A 15,266-nucleotide genomic window follows, 5' to 3' on the forward strand; every position below is an offset into this window, starting at 1 on the left:
AATGCTTTGGTGGGGTTGTGACCAGTATGAAGGTTATGTGTCTCAGGACCGCAAAAATCCGGTAAACTTAAGGGATTCTCCAATAAGGAAAATTGACCATGACACTCCTACACACCGAAGTTGCCGTTGTCGGCGGCGGTATGGTCGGCGGCGCGCTGGCGCTGGGGCTGGCGCAGCAGGGATTTGAGGTAACGGTAATTGAACAGGCTGCACCGCCGGCCTTCGATCCCGCCAGCAAACCGGATGTGCGCATTTCCGCGATCAGCGCGGCTTCCGTCGATCTGCTGCGCGGGCTGGGCGTCTGGGAGGCGGTGCTGGCAATGCGCGCGCATCCTTACAGCCGTCTTGAAACCTGGGAGTGGGAAAATGCCCACGTTGCGTTTGATGCCGCTGAGCTGAAGCTGCCGCGCCTGGGTTATATGGTGGAAAACAACGTGCTCCAGCTGGCGCTCTGGCAGGCGCTGGAGACACATCCGAAGGTGACGCTGCGTTTTCCGGCCTCGATTAAGGCACTGCATCCTCACGAGAGCGGCTATCTACTGACGCTCGACAGCGGCGATGAGCTGTCCGTGAAGCTGGTCGTTGGGGCGGACGGCGCTAACTCGCAGGTCAGACAGATGGCGGGTATCGGGGTTCATGCCTGGCAGTACGAGCAGTCCTGCATGTTGATTACCGTCGAGTGCGAGAATGCACCGGGAGAAAGCACCTGGCAGCACTTTACGCCGAACGGTCCGCACGCCTTTTTACCGCTGTTTGATAATTGGGCGTCGCTGGTGTGGTACGACAAACCGGCGCGTATTCGCCAGCTGCAGGGGCTTTCAATGGAACAATTGCAGCGGGAAATCCGCCTGCACTTCCCGAGCCGCCTGGGCAACGTTACGCCGGTCGCAGCAGGGGCGTTTCCGCTCACGCGCCGTCACGCTTTGCAGTATGCCCGTGAAGGGCTGGCGCTGGTGGGCGATGCGGCACACACCATTCATCCGCTGGCAGGGCAGGGCGTGAACCTGGGGTATCGCGACGTCGATGCGTTACTGGATGTGCTGGGCAGCGCCCGCGGACACGCGGAAAACTGGGCCAGCCATCAGGTGCTAAAGCGTTACCAGACGCGGCGAATGGCGGACAATTTCATCATGCAGTCGGGAATGGATCTGTTCTATGCCGGGTTCAGCAATGACCTGGCCCCGGTGCGCATTCTGCGTAATATTGGCCTGATGGCAGCGGAACGCGCCGGTGGTCTGAAGCGTCAGGCCCTGAAGTACGCCCTCGGACTCTAAACTTTTTTCCCTCTCCCCGTGGGAGAGGGCCAGGGTGAGGGCATCAGGCCGCACAATTCTGTACAAAAACAAAAAAGCCCGCAGAGCGGGCTTTTTTGTTACTAAGTGGCTGGGGTGCAGGGATTCGAACCCCGGAATGCTGGTATCAGAAACCAGAGCCTTACCGCTTGGCGACACCCCAATTGCGTTAAACAAACTGCTTAACGACTTTTTTAAATTGGCTGGGGTACGAGGATTCGAACCTCGGAATGCCGGAATCAGAATCCGGTGCCTTACCGCTTGGCGATACCCCAACAATTTTTTTCATTACCGAACAACATCAATAATCTAAATTTGGTGGCTACGACGGGATTCGAACCTGTGACCCCATCATTATGAGTGATGTGCTCTAACCAACTGAGCTACGTAGCCAGTACTGCAATCTTCGATGGCTGGGGTACCTGGATTCGAACCAGGGAATGCCGGTATCAAAAACCGGTGCCTTACCGCTTGGCGATACCCCAATACCGCGGAGAACCGCAAAATCGAAGAAATATGGCTGGGGTACCTGGATTCGAACCAGGGAATGCCGGTATCAAAAACCGGTGCCTTACCGCTTGGCGATACCCCATCCGTGCAACGCTTACCCGGGAATGGTGCGGGAGGCGAGACTTGAACTCGCACACCTTGCGGCGCCAGAACCTAAATCTGGTGCGTCTACCAATTTCGCCACTCCCGCAAAAAAGATGGTGGCTACGACGGGATTCGAACCTGTGACCCCATCATTATGAGTGATGTGCTCTAACCAACTGAGCTACGTAGCCATCTTTTTTCGCGTTACCTTATCGGCGTTGCGGGGCGCATTATGCGTATAGACCCTTGCAGCGTCAACACCTTTTTCAACGAAAATAGCCGGAATGTGACTGTTTGGTTAGGTTGCGAACAGCGTGACCGAATATTCGGCAATTATTGGTTATTAATCGTTTTTAGCTGTGCAAAAGCGGGGCAAAAAAAATCAGGCCCCGCAGGGCCTGATGATGAAATACGCAATTATTTGTAGGCTGACTGGTGAACGCCTACCGCACGTCCTGACGGATCGTTCATGGATTTGAACGATTCATCCCATTCAATCGCTTTGGCAGACGAGCAGGCGACGGACGGGCCACCCGGCACACACTCCGCAGCGCTCGGTACCGGGAACAATTCTTCAAAAATTTCACGGTAGAGATACGCTTCTTTCGAACCCGGCGTGTTGTACGGGAAGCGGAAGCTTGCGGTTTCCAGCTGCTGGTCAGAAACCTGTTTCGCCGCGACCTCTTTCAGGGTGTCGATCCAGCTATAACCTACGCCATCAGAGAACTGCTCTTTCTGACGCCACGCCACGCTCGCCGGCAGGTAGGATTCAAAACATTCACGCAGGATATGTTTTTCCATTTTACCGTTGCCGCACATCTTGTCCTGCGGGTTGATGCGCATCGCCACGTCGAGGAATTTCTTATCCAGGAACGGCACGCGCGCTTCCACGCCCCAGGCGGACATCGCTTTGTTGGCACGTGCACAGTCGAACATGTGCAGCGCCTGCAGTTTACGCACGGTCTCTTCGTGCAGCTCTTTGGCATTCGGCGCTTTGTGGAAGTACAGGTAGCCGCCAAACACTTCGTCCGAACCTTCACCGGAGAGCACCATCTTGATGCCCATCGCTTTGATCTTACGTGACATCAGGTACATCGGGGTCGAGGCGCGGATGGTGGTCACGTCATAGGTTTCAATGTGATAGATCACATCGCGGATCGCATCCAGACCTTCCTGCACGGTGAAGTGAATTTCATGGTGCACGGTCCCCAGGTGGTTTGCCACTTCCTGCGCGGCTTTCAGGTCAGGTGCGCCTTCCAGGCCCACGGCAAAGGAGTGCAGCTGTGGCCACCAGGCTTCTGAGCGCTCCTGATCTTCCACGCGACGGGCCGCGAATTTCTTGGTGATCGCGGAGATCACGGAGGAGTCCAGACCGCCAGAGAGCAGCACGCCGTACGGCACGTCGGACATCAGGTGGCTTTTCACGGAATCTTCCAGCGCCTGACGTAGCTCGGCTTTGTCCGTGACGTTGTCTTTTACCGCGTCGAAATTGAACCAGTCACGCTGATAATATTGACGGATCTCGCCGTCTTTGCTCCACAGGTAGCTGCCTGCCGGGAACTCTTTGATGGTGCGGCAGACCGGTACCAGGGCTTTCATTTCAGAAGCAACGTAGAAGTTGCCATGCTCATCGTGGCCCATGTACAGCGGGATAATGCCGATATGGTCGCGGCCAATCAGGTAAGCGTCTTTTTCGCTGTCGTACAGCGCGAAGGCGAACATGCCCTGCAGGTCGTCCAGGAACTCAGGCCCTTTCTCCTGATACAGCGCCAGGATCACTTCACAGTCAGAACCGGTCTGGAACGCGTAGCGGTCGCCGTATTCGGCGCGCAGCGCCTGGTGGTTGTAGATCTCACCGTTGACAGCCAGCGCGTGCGTTTTTTTCTCGTTATACAGCGGCTGTGCACCGGCGTTGACGTCAACAATAGACAGACGTTCGTGAGCCAGAATCGCTTTGTCACTGGCGTAAACGCCTGACCAGTCCGGTCCGCGATGGCGCATCAGGCGGGACAGTTCGAGTGCCTTTTTACGCAGTTCGCCTGCGTCAGTTTTAATATCCAGTACGCCAAAAATTGAACACATAACCTTCTCCGTTAACCCTGTTGCTTTGTAATGTTGCTTGCTTATGAAAATGCCGCAAAGGGGCAGGGCGCGCAAGCGTTTTACGGGTGAAAACGGAAATAGTGCAATGGCGGTTGCCGATCTGTGAAAAATGCGTATGTCATGAGCGCTTTTATTGATGATTATGCAATGAAAGTGCTTTTCCGTTAGATGCAGCTGTGTTTTACAGGCGAGAAAATAAAAAACCACGCCCTGAGGCGTGGTTCGGAATCAGATAATGTCGATTTCGTCGACGGAGGGGTAAATCCAGCTTGGCCGGAACGGCATCGAATCAATGTCATCAAGCTGAGAGACGCCAGAGAGGACCAGAATCGTCTCCAGACCCGCCTGGAAACCGGCCAGAATATCGGTGCGCAGGTTGTCGCCGACAATCACGGTTTCTTCAGAGTGGGCCTGCATTTTATTTAGCGCGGCACGAATGATCCACGGGCTCGGTTTCCCGACAACGAACGGCTGACGACCAGAGATTTTTTCGATACCGGCACACAGAGCGCCGCAGGCCGGATAAAAACCGCGGCCGTGGGTATCCGGGTTGGTGGCGATAAAGCGCGCACCGCTGGCGACAAAGTATGCAGCTTTATGCATCATCTCCCAGTTAAAGGATCGCGTTTCGCCAACAATCACAAAGTCCGGGTTGACGTCGGTGATGGTAAAGCCCGCTTTGTATAGTTCATGGATCAGCGCACCTTCACCCACCACGTAGGCTTTTTTCCCTTCCTGACGCTTCAGAAAATCCGCCGTGGCCATCGCCGAGGTATAAAACACGCTGTCCGGGACGTCGACACCCGCCGTGGCAAAGCGGTTTGCCAGATCCTGACCGGTCTGAGAAGGGTAGTTCGTGAGAAGAACCAGAGGCATTCCTTTGTCGATGATGCGGTGAAGAAACTCCGCAGCACCCGGCACGGCAACGTTGTCGTGCATCAGCACGCCGTCGATATCACAAATTACATTCTTAATGGTCATGGACAGTCCGACATTAAAAAAAGAAGGCGTTACTATAAGGTCCGATCAACTTTCCAGCAAATGCTGCAGCAGAATTCCGTTGAGCATGGCGCGTTTGACCAGCGCGAACGCGCCAATCGCCGAGCGATGGTCAAGCTTTGAACGAACCACCGGAAGATTCTGGCGGAATGCTTTCAGCGCCTGGGTGTTAATACAGCCTTCAATCGCGGGGAGCAGCACCTTTTCCGCTTCCACAATTTCACCGGCGATCACCACTTTTTGTGGGTTAAACAGGTTAATGGCGATGGCGATAGTTTTCCCCAGATGGCGCCCCACCTGCTCGATTACTTCACAGGCCAGCGCGTCGCCTTTATTAGCGGCTTTGCAGATGGTGCCTATTTTGCAGTCGTCCAGCGTGACGCGGCTTTGGTAACCCTGTTCAAGCAGATGGCGAACGCGCTGCTCAATGGCCGTGTTGGCGGCGATGGTTTCAAGACAGCCGAAATTGCCGCAGTGGCAGCGCTCCCCAAGGGGCTCAACCTGAATGTGGCCAATCTCACCGACGTTACCGTTGCGACCAATGAAAATACGGCCGTTAGAGATAATGCCCGCGCCCGTTCCGCGGTGAACGCGCACCAGAATAGAGTCTTCACAGTCCTGGCTCGCACCAAAGTAGTGCTCCGCCAGCGCCAGCGAGCGAATATCATGGCCCACAAAGCAGGTCACTTTAAAACGCTTTTCCAGCGCATCGACCAGCCCCCAGTTTTCAACCGGAATGTGCGGCATATAGCGGATCACGCCGCTTTCCGGGTCGACCAGACCGGGTAGAATTACGGAGATAGCGATGAGTTCGCGGATCTTGCGCTGACAGCTTTCAATAAACTGCGCGATGGTATTCAGCAGCGCATGCTCCAGCGTCTCCTGGGTGCGCTCCGGAAGAGGGTAGTGCTCTTCCGCGATGGCTTTACTGCTCAGATCGTATAGCGTGAGCGTGGTGTCATGACGGCCCAGACGGACGCCAATTGCCTGAAAATTACGGGTTTCAGTAATAATGGAGATGGCGCGACGGCCTCCGGTGGAGGCCTGCTGATCGACTTCTTTGATCAGACCGCGCTCAATAAGCTGGCGGGTAATTTTTGTCACGCTGGCGGGTGCAAGCTGGCTTTGTTCGGCTATCTGAATTCGCGAGATGGGGCCGTGTTGGTCAATCAGGCGATATACCGCCGCACTGTTAAGTTGTTTAACGAGATCGACATTACCGATTTGAGCTTGTCCGCCAGGTGTCATACTTTTACTTACTCAGTGACGACCTCGTTACCATTAACGATGGTCTTAATAATTTTATAATCGTGTGTGAATGCCGTCAGGTTTGCAACCATACCTGGTGCAATTCCGCCGAGCTGTTTATCCACGCCCATTGCGCGAGCCGGATAAAGGGTTGCCATACGCAGGACTTCATCAAGCGCAATCCCGCAATGCTCAACCAGGTTACGCACCCCTTCAATCATGGTCAAAGAGGAACCACTCAGCGTACCGTTTTCATCAACACACAGTCCATTGCGGTAGTATATTGTTTTACCGGCAAAAATGAACTGCTCAATATTTGCACCTGCCGGTGCAGTGGCATCCGTCACCAGACAAAGCTTGTCACCTTTCAGCCGCTTAGCATTGCGAATGTTGGTGTAATCAACGTGTAAGCCGTCAGCAATAATACCGCAGTAGACGTCTGGCTCATCCAGAATCGCCCCGACCAGACCCGGTTCACGGCCTGTGATATACGGCATGGCGTTGTAGAGATGCGTCGCGAAGGTAATGCCCGCGCGGAAACCGGCTTTCGCTTCTTTCAGGGTCGCGTTTGAGTGACCGGCTGAAACCACAATTCCGGCGGCGGCCAGCTTGCTGATGACGTCCGTGCCGGTCATTTCCGGTGCCAGCGTCACCTTGGTGATTACATCGGCGTTGGCACACATGTAGTCAACCAACTCCGCATCGGGCTTACGCACGTAATCCGGGTTATGCGTTCCTTTCTTGACCATGTTCAGCCATGGCCCTTCAAGGTGCAGACCGAGCGCCTGATTTGGGTGTTTGGCCAGATATTCGCGCATCACGCGGATGCCCTGCTTCATCAGGTCATCACTGCTGGTGATGAGCGTCGGCAGATAGCTGGTGCAGCCCGATTTCTCGTTGGCTTTCTGCATGATCTCCAGCGTTTCTACCGTTACCGCATCGGCGGTATCATTGAATTGCACACCGCCGCAGCCGTTGAGCTGTACGTCGATGAAACCGGGGGAGATTACTGCTCCATTGAGTGAGCGCTGTTCAATCTCCGGCGGCAGTTCTGCCAGCGGGCAAACACGTTCAATCAGGCCATTCGCGATAACAATCGCATGGTCATCCAGAATTTCATGGCCGGTATAAATCCGACCGTGGGTTAAAGCGTACATAACGACCCCCGGTTAAAAAAAGCGGCCGCCTCTTGAGAAAGAGGCGGTTATTCAATTACAGACCTTTGATGTTCTCGGCTTCTAACTCGTTGAAGTATTTCAGCGTTTTAACCTTCAGCTCCATCGTGGACGGCTCGTCGCAGACGATGACTGATTTAGGATGCAGCTGCAGACAGCTAATGGTCCACATATGGTTAACGTTGCCTTCAACAGCAGCCTGGAGCGCCTGCGCTTTCACGCCGCCCAGCACCAGAATCATCACTTCTTCGGCATCCAGCAGGGTGCCTACGCCTACGGTCAGGGCGTATTTTGGAACCTGGTTAACATCGCCGTCAAAGAAGCGGGAGTTTGCCACGCGCGTGTCATGGGTCAGCGTTTTAATACGGGTGCGGGAAGCCAGAGAGGACGCCGGTTCGTTAAACGCGATATGACCATCATTGCCTACACCACCCATGAACAGGTGGATCTTACCGTAAGAACGGATTTTTTCTTCATACTGACGGCATTCTGCGTCAATATCCGGCGCGTTTCCATTCAGCAGGTTAATATTTTCAGATGGAATATCAACGTGATCAAAGAAATTGCGGTGCATAAAGCTATGGTAGCTTTCCGGGTGGTCTTTCGGTAAGCCAACGTATTCATCCATATTGAAGGTGACGACATGTTTGAAGCTAACCTGGCCTGCTTTATGCATCTCAACCAGCGCCTTATAGGCTGTCAGCGGCGTGCCGCCTGTTGGAAGTCCAAGAACGAAAGGACGATCGGCAGTCGGCTTGAATGCGTTAATGCGGTTTACGATATGGCGAGCGGCCCATTTACCAACTTGTTCAGCAGTTGCCAGGGGAATCAGTCTCATTGTTCACCTCGAGAGTTAAAGTAGAAGAGTGGGCGGATGGCTATCGGAACCTGATACTTAAGCGTAACCTGGAAACTTTCAGGCCGGATCAATCCGTCTTGATTTTTTGAATGATAAAATAAGTTTTCGCTGTTAGCCAGTATAAGGGAGGGTGAATAACGATATTTGGTGACAAAAATCACAAAAAGTACGCGTTTAATTTGCGATACGAATTAATTTTTCACACACTCACAATGCCAGTGAATCATCAACTGTATCTATAGTTCGTGACACAATAAAAAAACAGAGCTGAGAACATGCCTTAAACGGGGTCTCATAGGGGGAAGAAAGTGAGTATTCTAGGTTATTTACAAAAGGTTGGTCGCGCACTGATGGTGCCGGTCGCCACGCTGCCTGCCGCAGCCATCCTGATGGGTGTCGGCTACTGGATCGACCCCAACGGCTGGGGTAATACCAGCGCGCTGGCGGCGTTCTTTATCAAGTCGGGCTCTGCCATTATCGACAACATGTCCGTGTTGTTTGCTATTGGTGTGGCTTATGGTATGTCCAAAGACAAAGACGGCGCCGCTGCGCTGACCGGTTTTGTCGGTTTCCTTGTGTTAACCACTCTCTGCTCACCGGCAGCGGTGGCCATGATCCAAAAAATCCCGGCGGACCAGGTTCCGGCGGCATTTGGTAAGATCAGTAACCAGTTTGTCGGTATCCTTGTGGGTATCATCTCCGCTGAACTGTATAACCGCTTCAGCAGCGTAGAGCTGCCAAAAGCGCTCTCCTTCTTTAGCGGCCGCCGTCTGGTCCCCATTCTGACCTCGTTTGTGATGATCGTTGTTGCGTTCATCATGATGTACGTCTGGCCGATGATCTTCGACGGTCTGGTGAACTTCGGTGAGCACATCCAGAAACTGGGTTCTGTCGGTGCGGGCGTGTACGCGTTCTTTAACCGTCTGCTGATCCCGGTCGGTCTGCACCACGCGCTGAACTCTGTATTCTGGTTCGATGTTGCCGGTATTAACGATATTCCTAACTTCCTGGGTGGCGCACAGTCCATCGAAGCAGGTAAAGCGGTTGTCGGTATCACCGGTCGTTACCAGGCTGGCTTCTTCCCGATCATGATGTTTGGTCTGCCGGGAGCTGCGCTGGCTATCTACCACTGCGCGCGTCCAGAGAACAAAGCGAAAGTGCTGGGTATCATGATGGCGGGGGCGTTCGCGGCCTTCTTCACCGGTATCACCGAGCCGCTGGAGTTCTCCTTCATGTTCGTGGCGCCAGTTCTGTATGTGATCCATGCTGTGCTGACCGGTATCTCCGTGTTCATCGCTGCCAGCATGCACTGGATTGCCGGTTTCGGCTTCAGTGCGGGTCTGGTGGATATGGTGCTTTCTTCCCGTAACCCGCTGGCGACCCACTGGTGGATGCTGATTCCACAAGGTCTGGTGTTCTTCGCGATCTACTACATGGTGTTCCGTTTCACTATCACCAAATTCAACCTGATGACCCCGGGTCGTGAGCTGGCCGTGGCCGGTAGCGAAGCGGATGGTCAGGATGTGAACGTGAGCGGTGCTCAGGATCAGGATGTTTCAGGTCTGGCGCGTCAGTACATCGCCGCTGTTGGCGGTTCTGACAACCTGACCGGTATCGACGCCTGTATCACCCGTCTGCGTCTGAACGTGAAAGATTCTTCCCTGGTGAACGAAGCGCTGGCCAAACGTCTGGGTGCTTCCGGTGTTATCCGCCTGAACAAAACCAGCGTGCAGATTATCGTTGGCTTCGTGGCAGAGAAAATTGCTAACGCCATGAAAACCACCGGTCCGGTAGCCGCAGCAGAAGCTTCTGCCGCACCTGCCGCCGCGCCAGCGGCTGCAAAACCGCAGGCAGTACCTAACGCCAAAACGGTAGCCGCGCTGGTTTCACCGGTAACCGGTGAAGTCGTTGCGATTGAGCAAGTGCCTGACGAAGCCTTCGCCAGCAAAGCGGTCGGTGACGGTGTGGCGGTGAAACCAACGGAAAAAACCGTTGTGTCTCCGGCGGCCGGTACCATCGTGAAAATCTTCAACACCAACCACGCGTTCTGCCTCGAAACCGAAAATGGTGCGGAGATCGTTGTCCATATGGGTATCGATACCGTTGCGCTGAACGGTCAGGGCTTTACTCGCCTGGTGGAAGAGGGCGCTGAAGTGGTGGCAGGGCAGCCGATTCTGGAAATGGATCTGGACTTCCTGAACGCCAACGCACGCTCCATGATAAGCCCGGTGGTTTGCAGCAACATTGACGACTTCAGCGGTCTGGTCATCCAGGCGAAAGGTCAGGTTGTTGCGGGTCAAACACCGCTATATGAGATTAAAGGCAAGTAATCGCTCCTGAGTAGAGTCATGCCTTAAGCGGCGGGGGATATCCTCCGCCGCTTTTTTTTGCAGCAAATGCCCCCATTATTTTCTTAAGAGACGTTTTAAGGGTTGTCACTACGTCCGGCTTATAAGATCATACGCCGTTATACGTTGTTTACGCTTTGAGGAATCCACGATGAGTGAGGCAGAAGCCCGCCCGAGTAACTTTATTCGTCAGATCATCGATGAAGATCTGGCCAGTGGTAAGCACACCACAATCCATACCCGTTTCCCGCCGGAGCCGAACGGCTACCTGCACATCGGGCATGCAAAATCTATCTGCCTGAACTTTGGCATTGCCCAGGACTACCAGGGCCAGTGCAACCTGCGTTTCGATGACACCAACCCAGTAAAAGAAGACATCGAATACGTTGAGTCCATTAAGAACGACGTGCAGTGGCTGGGCTTCAACTGGTCTGGCGACATCTGCTACTCCTCTGACTATTTCGATCAGCTGTACGCCTATGCGGTAGAGCTTATCAACAAAGGTCTGGCGTATGTCGACGAGCTGTCTGCTGACGAAATCCGCGAATACCGCGGTACGCTGACCGCGCCGGGCAAAAACAGCCCGTTCCGCGATCGCAGCGTGGAAGAGAACCTGGCGCTGTTTGAAAAAATGCGTGCCGGCGGCTTCGAAGAAGGCAAAGCGTGCCTGCGTGCCAAAATCGACATGGCGTCTCCGTTCATCGTGATGCGCGATCCGGTGCTGTACCGCATCAAGTTCGCAGAACACCACCAGACCGGTAACAAGTGGTGCATCTACCCGATGTACGACTTTACCCACTGCATCAGCGATGCGCTGGAAGGCATCACTCACTCGCTGTGTACGCTGGAGTTCCAGGATAACCGTCGTCTGTACGACTGGGTGCTGGATAACATCACCATTCCTGTGCACCCGCGCCAGTACGAGTTCTCTCGTCTGAATCTGGAATACACCGTGATGTCCAAGCGTAAGCTGAACCTGCTGGTGACCGACAAGCACGTTGAGGGCTGGGATGACCCGCGTATGCCTACCATTTCTGGTTTGCGTCGTCGTGGTTACACTGCCGCGTCTATTCGTGAGTTCTGCAAACGTATCGGCGTGACCAAGCAGGATAACACCATTGAGATGGCTTCCCTGGAATCCTGCATTCGTGAAGATCTCAACGAAAACGCCCCGCGCGCGATGGCGGTTATCGACCCGGTGAAACTGGTCATCGAAAACTATCCGCAGGGTGAAAGCGAGCTGGTCTCCATGCCTAACCATCCGAACAAACCGGAAATGGGAAGCCGTGACGTGCCGTTCAGCGGCGAGATCTGGATTGACCGCGCTGACTTCCGCGAAGAAGCCAACAAGCAGTACAAGCGTCTGGTGCTGGGTAAAGAAGTGCGTCTGCGTAATGCTTACGTCATCAAAGCCGAGCGCGTTGAAAAAGATGCGGAAGGGAATATCACCACCATCTTCTGTTCTTATGACGCTGAAACGCTGAGCAAAGATCCTGCTGACGGCCGTAAAGTGAAGGGCGTTATCCACTGGGTGAGCGCATCCCACGCGCTGCCGGTAGAAATTCGTCTGTACGATCGTCTGTTCAGCGTGCCTAACCCGGGTGCGGCGGAAGACTTCCTGGCGACCATCAACCCGGAATCGCTGGTGATCAAGCAGGGTTATGCGGAACCTTCTCTGAAAGCTGCTGAAGCGGGCAAAGCGTTCCAGTTCGAACGTGAAGGTTACTTCTGCCTGGACAGCCGTTACAGCACCGCGGAAAAACCAGTATTTAACCGTACTGTAGGTCTGCGTGATACCTGGACGAAGATCGGCGAATAATATTGCTGCTCTGGTCAATGAGAGACAAACGCCGCACTGTGCGGCGTTTTTTTATATAACGATCAGGGTATTAAGCCAGGGCCTAAAGAGGCGTCATGAAAATATCAGGTCAATGAGGTGCTACTTATTTTTTTAAAAAAAGTTTGTGCCATTGCGAAAATCAAAAATGTTACATAAAAGGAAAGAGATACCACGTCTACCCACTGAAATACCTGATAATTCCCCGTCATTCCTCGCCTTCCCGTAAATGTTACAAAGCACTACCAATTATGTGCACTTCGTCATAATCCTGACTTTTGTCCGCTAAAAAGCATTGATAATTCGCGTCGCGAAAAATAACCTAAAGACGGTAGTTAATTCGAGGGTATTTAAAACTACCCCTGACCATTTGGTCTTTTTTATTTACGCCGTTTCAGGCGTTTTAATTCGTCAAAGAGGAATAATCTATGCGTACGTTCAGTGGCAAACGTAGTGCGCTGGCGCTGGCTATTGCCGGTGTGACAGCAATGTCGGGACTTGTGATTGCGCCAGAGGCAAAAGCAGCGGGTTTCATCGAAGATTCTACCCTCACGGGCGGTATTTATTACTGGCAGCGTGAGCGTGACCGTAAAGACGTCACTGAAGATAAATACAAAACCAACCTTTCTCACTCCACCTGGAACGCCAATCTGGACTTCCAGTCAGGCTATGCCGCGGATATGTTCGGTCTGGATATTGCAGCGTTCACCGCGATTGAAATGGCGGAAAACGGCGACAGCGGCCACCCGAACGAAATCGCCTTCTCCTCCAGCAACAAAGCCTATGATGAAGACTGGTCCGGGGATAAGAGCGGTATAAGCCTTTACAAAGCCGCGGCGAAATTTAAATACGGTCCGGTATGGGCGCGCGGTGGTTATATTCAGCCAACTGGCCAGACCCTGTTAGCACCGCACTGGAGCTTTATGCCGGGTACCTATCAGGGTGCGGAAGCGGGGGCTAACTTTGACTACGGTGATGCGGGTGCGTTGAGCTTCTCCTATATGTGGACCAACGAGTACAAAGCGCCTTGGCACATCGAGATGGACAAGTTCTACCAGAACGATAAAAAAACCAAAGTCGATTACCTGCACTCGCTGGGCGCGAAATACGACTTCAAAAACGATCTGGTGCTTGAAGCGGCATTTGGTCAGGCACAAGGCTATATCGATCAGTACTTTGCTAAGGCCAGCTATAAGTTTGATGTCGCGGGTAGCCCGCTGAGTACTAGCTACCAGTTCTACGGTACGCGCGATAAAGTCAGTAACGGTGGGGTCAATGACATTTATGACGGCACCGCGTGGCTGCAGGCACTCACCTTCGGCTACAAGGTTGGCCAGGTTGATTTGCGTCTGGAAGGCACATGGGTGAAGGCGGAAGGGCAGCAGGGCTACTTCCTGCAGCGTATGACTCCGACCTACGCCTCCTCCAACGGCCGTCTTGATATCTGGTGGGATAACCGCTCAGACTTCAACGCCGACGGCGAGAAAGCGGTCTTCTTCGGTGCAATGTACGATCTGAAAAACTGGAACCTGCCTGGCTGGGCGGTGGGCGCTTCTTACGCTTACGCCTGGGACGCAAAACCTGCCGATATGGCAACACCGGACGCATACTACGATCCCAACTATCGCCTGAAAGAGTCTTCCTACAGCCTGGATGCAATCTATACCCTGCAGGATGGCCGCGCGAAAGGCACGATGTTCAAACTGCACTTCACCCAGTATGACAACCACTCCGATATCCCGAGCTATGCGGGCGGTTACGGCAACATCTTCCAGGATGAACGTGACGTGAAGTTCATGGTTATCGCCCCATTCACCATCTTCTGATAAACGCACTGGCGGGCTGAGTCCCGCCGGTATGGAGACTGTATATGATGAAAAAAATCGTAGTCGTCGCGTTGCTGGCATCAGGGCTGGTGGCGTGTGCTCAGACTCAGGCACCAAAAGAGGACTCCCGTCTGAAGGAGGCATATAGCGCCTGCATTAATACTGCGGAAGGTTCGCCGGAGAAAATTGAAGCCTGTCAGAGCGTGCTAAACGTGCTGAAGAAAGAGAAAGCGCATGAGCAGTTCGCGACGCAGGAAAATGTCCGCGTAATGGATTACCAGGCCTGTATCCAGGCGCGTAAAACCGGTAACGATCAGGAAGTGGCGAAGCGTTGCGACCAGATTTGGAAAGAAATTCGAAGCAATAACAGTAAGTAACTCGCTGTTATCATGCCCGGTGGCGCTGCGCCACCGGGCATTTTTTTAGGCAAAAAAAAGCCAACCTTACGGCTGGCTCAGAGTATGAACACTTGTTTATTTCGCGTCGTGCGCGTGGTCGTCTTCGCGGCAATCGCCTTCAGCACAATGACCGTAAAGGTACAGGCTGTGGTTGGTCAGGCGGATGCCATGACGCGCGGCGATTTCACGCTGGCGTGATTCGATGGAATCATCGCTGAATTCAATGACCTTGCCGCAATCGAGGCAGATCAGGTGATCGTGGTGCTGCTGCTGGGTCAGTTCGAAAACAGATTTACCGCCTTCGAAATTATGACGGGTAACAATGCCCGCGTCATCAAACTGGTTCAGCACGCGATAGACGGTAGCCAGCCCAATCTCTTCACCCATGTCGATAAGACGTTTATAAAGGTCTTCCGCACTGACATGGTGATTGTCTGGACCCTGAAGCACTTCAAGGATTTTTAACCGAGGAAGCGTAACTTTCAGGCCAGCCTTCTTTAATGCGGTATTGTTGTCAGTCATGCGGAATCTGTCCTGTTGCTAAACGATTCACTTCTGTAGGAAGTGACAGAAAATGCACCTGGGAT

The 15,266-nt window shown here is 53.5% G+C and carries 11 protein-coding genes and 7 tRNA genes; 5 read left to right on the plus strand and 13 right to left on the minus strand.

Annotated elements, in window-relative coordinates; genetic code table 11:
• The first annotated feature begins 98 nt into the window (after window positions 1–98).
• Window positions 99–1,274, plus strand: a complete 1,176-nt coding sequence (gene ubiF / locus ACMGG5_RS12325) for a 3-demethoxyubiquinol 3-hydroxylase (protein ID WP_032649545.1) — start codon at window positions 99–101, stop codon at window positions 1,272–1,274.
• Between the two features lie 106 nt (window positions 1,275–1,380).
• Here ubiF and ACMGG5_RS12330 read toward each other — a convergent pair.
• The 12 genes from ACMGG5_RS12330 to nagB all read right to left on the minus strand — a co-directional run bounded on the left by ACMGG5_RS12330 (window position 1,381) and on the right by nagB (window position 8,249).
• Window positions 1,381–1,455 (minus strand) — tRNA-Gln (locus ACMGG5_RS12330).
• A gap of 37 nt (window positions 1,456–1,492) precedes the next feature.
• Window positions 1,493–1,567 (minus strand) — tRNA-Gln (locus tag ACMGG5_RS12335).
• A gap of 41 nt (window positions 1,568–1,608) precedes the next feature.
• Window positions 1,609–1,685 (minus strand) — tRNA-Met (locus ACMGG5_RS12340).
• Between the two features lie 17 nt (window positions 1,686–1,702).
• Window positions 1,703–1,777 (minus strand) — tRNA-Gln (locus ACMGG5_RS12345).
• A 32-nt stretch (window positions 1,778–1,809) separates the two neighbouring features.
• Window positions 1,810–1,884: transfer RNA gene (locus tag ACMGG5_RS12350), tRNA-Gln, on the minus strand.
• A 23-nt stretch (window positions 1,885–1,907) separates the two neighbouring features.
• Window positions 1,908–1,992: transfer RNA gene (locus tag ACMGG5_RS12355), tRNA-Leu, on the minus strand.
• A gap of 8 nt (window positions 1,993–2,000) precedes the next feature.
• Window positions 2,001–2,077: transfer RNA gene (locus tag ACMGG5_RS12360), tRNA-Met, on the minus strand.
• Window positions 2,078–2,303: 226 nt separating this feature from the next.
• Window positions 2,304–3,968: an asparagine synthase B gene (gene asnB, locus ACMGG5_RS12365; RefSeq protein WP_420277922.1), complete on the minus strand. Its 1,665-nt coding sequence runs from the start codon at window positions 3,966–3,968 to the stop codon at window positions 2,304–2,306.
• A 249-nt stretch (window positions 3,969–4,217) separates the two neighbouring features.
• Window positions 4,218–4,970 (minus strand): ribonucleotide monophosphatase NagD, encoded by a 753-nt coding sequence (gene nagD, locus ACMGG5_RS12370; protein ID WP_023310763.1) that lies wholly within the window; start codon window positions 4,968–4,970, stop codon window positions 4,218–4,220.
• Window positions 4,971–5,015: 45 nt separating this feature from the next.
• Window positions 5,016–6,236, minus strand: coding sequence for a DNA-binding transcriptional regulator NagC (gene nagC, locus ACMGG5_RS12375; protein WP_024907025.1), 1,221 nt, complete (start codon window positions 6,234–6,236; stop codon window positions 5,016–5,018).
• Between the two features lie 8 nt (window positions 6,237–6,244).
• Window positions 6,245–7,393 (minus strand): N-acetylglucosamine-6-phosphate deacetylase, encoded by a 1,149-nt coding sequence (nagA, locus tag ACMGG5_RS12380; protein ID WP_420277923.1) that lies wholly within the window; start codon window positions 7,391–7,393, stop codon window positions 6,245–6,247.
• Between the two features lie 55 nt (window positions 7,394–7,448).
• Complete coding sequence (nagB, locus tag ACMGG5_RS12385; protein WP_023310765.1) at window positions 7,449–8,249, minus strand: glucosamine-6-phosphate deaminase; 801 nt, start codon at window positions 8,247–8,249, stop codon at window positions 7,449–7,451.
• 329 nt (window positions 8,250–8,578) lie between these two features.
• On the opposite strand from nagB, the gene nagE reads away from it, so the two are divergent.
• From nagE to chiQ, 4 genes are all read left to right on the plus strand, one after another.
• Window positions 8,579–10,600, plus strand: a complete 2,022-nt coding sequence (gene nagE / locus ACMGG5_RS12390; RefSeq protein ID WP_024907027.1) for an N-acetylglucosamine-specific PTS transporter subunit IIBC — start codon at window positions 8,579–8,581, stop codon at window positions 10,598–10,600.
• A 169-nt stretch (window positions 10,601–10,769) separates the two neighbouring features.
• On the plus strand, window positions 10,770–12,437 hold the full coding sequence (glnS, locus tag ACMGG5_RS12395; RefSeq protein WP_032649541.1) for a glutamine--tRNA ligase: 1,668 nt from the start codon (window positions 10,770–10,772) through the stop codon (window positions 12,435–12,437).
• A 446-nt stretch (window positions 12,438–12,883) separates the two neighbouring features.
• On the plus strand, window positions 12,884–14,281 hold the full coding sequence (gene chiP, locus ACMGG5_RS12400; RefSeq protein WP_032649540.1) for a chitoporin ChiP: 1,398 nt from the start codon (window positions 12,884–12,886) through the stop codon (window positions 14,279–14,281).
• 47 nt (window positions 14,282–14,328) lie between these two features.
• Window positions 14,329–14,658: a ChiQ/YbfN family lipoprotein gene (chiQ, locus tag ACMGG5_RS12405; RefSeq protein WP_024908817.1), complete on the plus strand. Its 330-nt coding sequence runs from the start codon at window positions 14,329–14,331 to the stop codon at window positions 14,656–14,658.
• Window positions 14,659–14,754: 96 nt separating this feature from the next.
• On the opposite strand, the gene fur is transcribed toward chiQ, so the two are convergent.
• Window positions 14,755–15,201 carry a ferric iron uptake transcriptional regulator gene (gene fur, locus ACMGG5_RS12410; RefSeq protein ID WP_023310771.1) on the minus strand — a complete coding sequence of 149 codons (447 nt, stop codon included), beginning with the start codon at window positions 15,199–15,201 and terminating at the stop codon, window positions 14,755–14,757.
• Between the last annotated feature and the right edge of the window lie 65 nt (window positions 15,202–15,266).

Source organism: Enterobacter sp. BNK-34, from assembly GCF_048684445.1.
GTDB classification, from domain to species: domain Bacteria; phylum Pseudomonadota; class Gammaproteobacteria; order Enterobacterales; family Enterobacteriaceae; genus Enterobacter; species Enterobacter pseudoroggenkampii.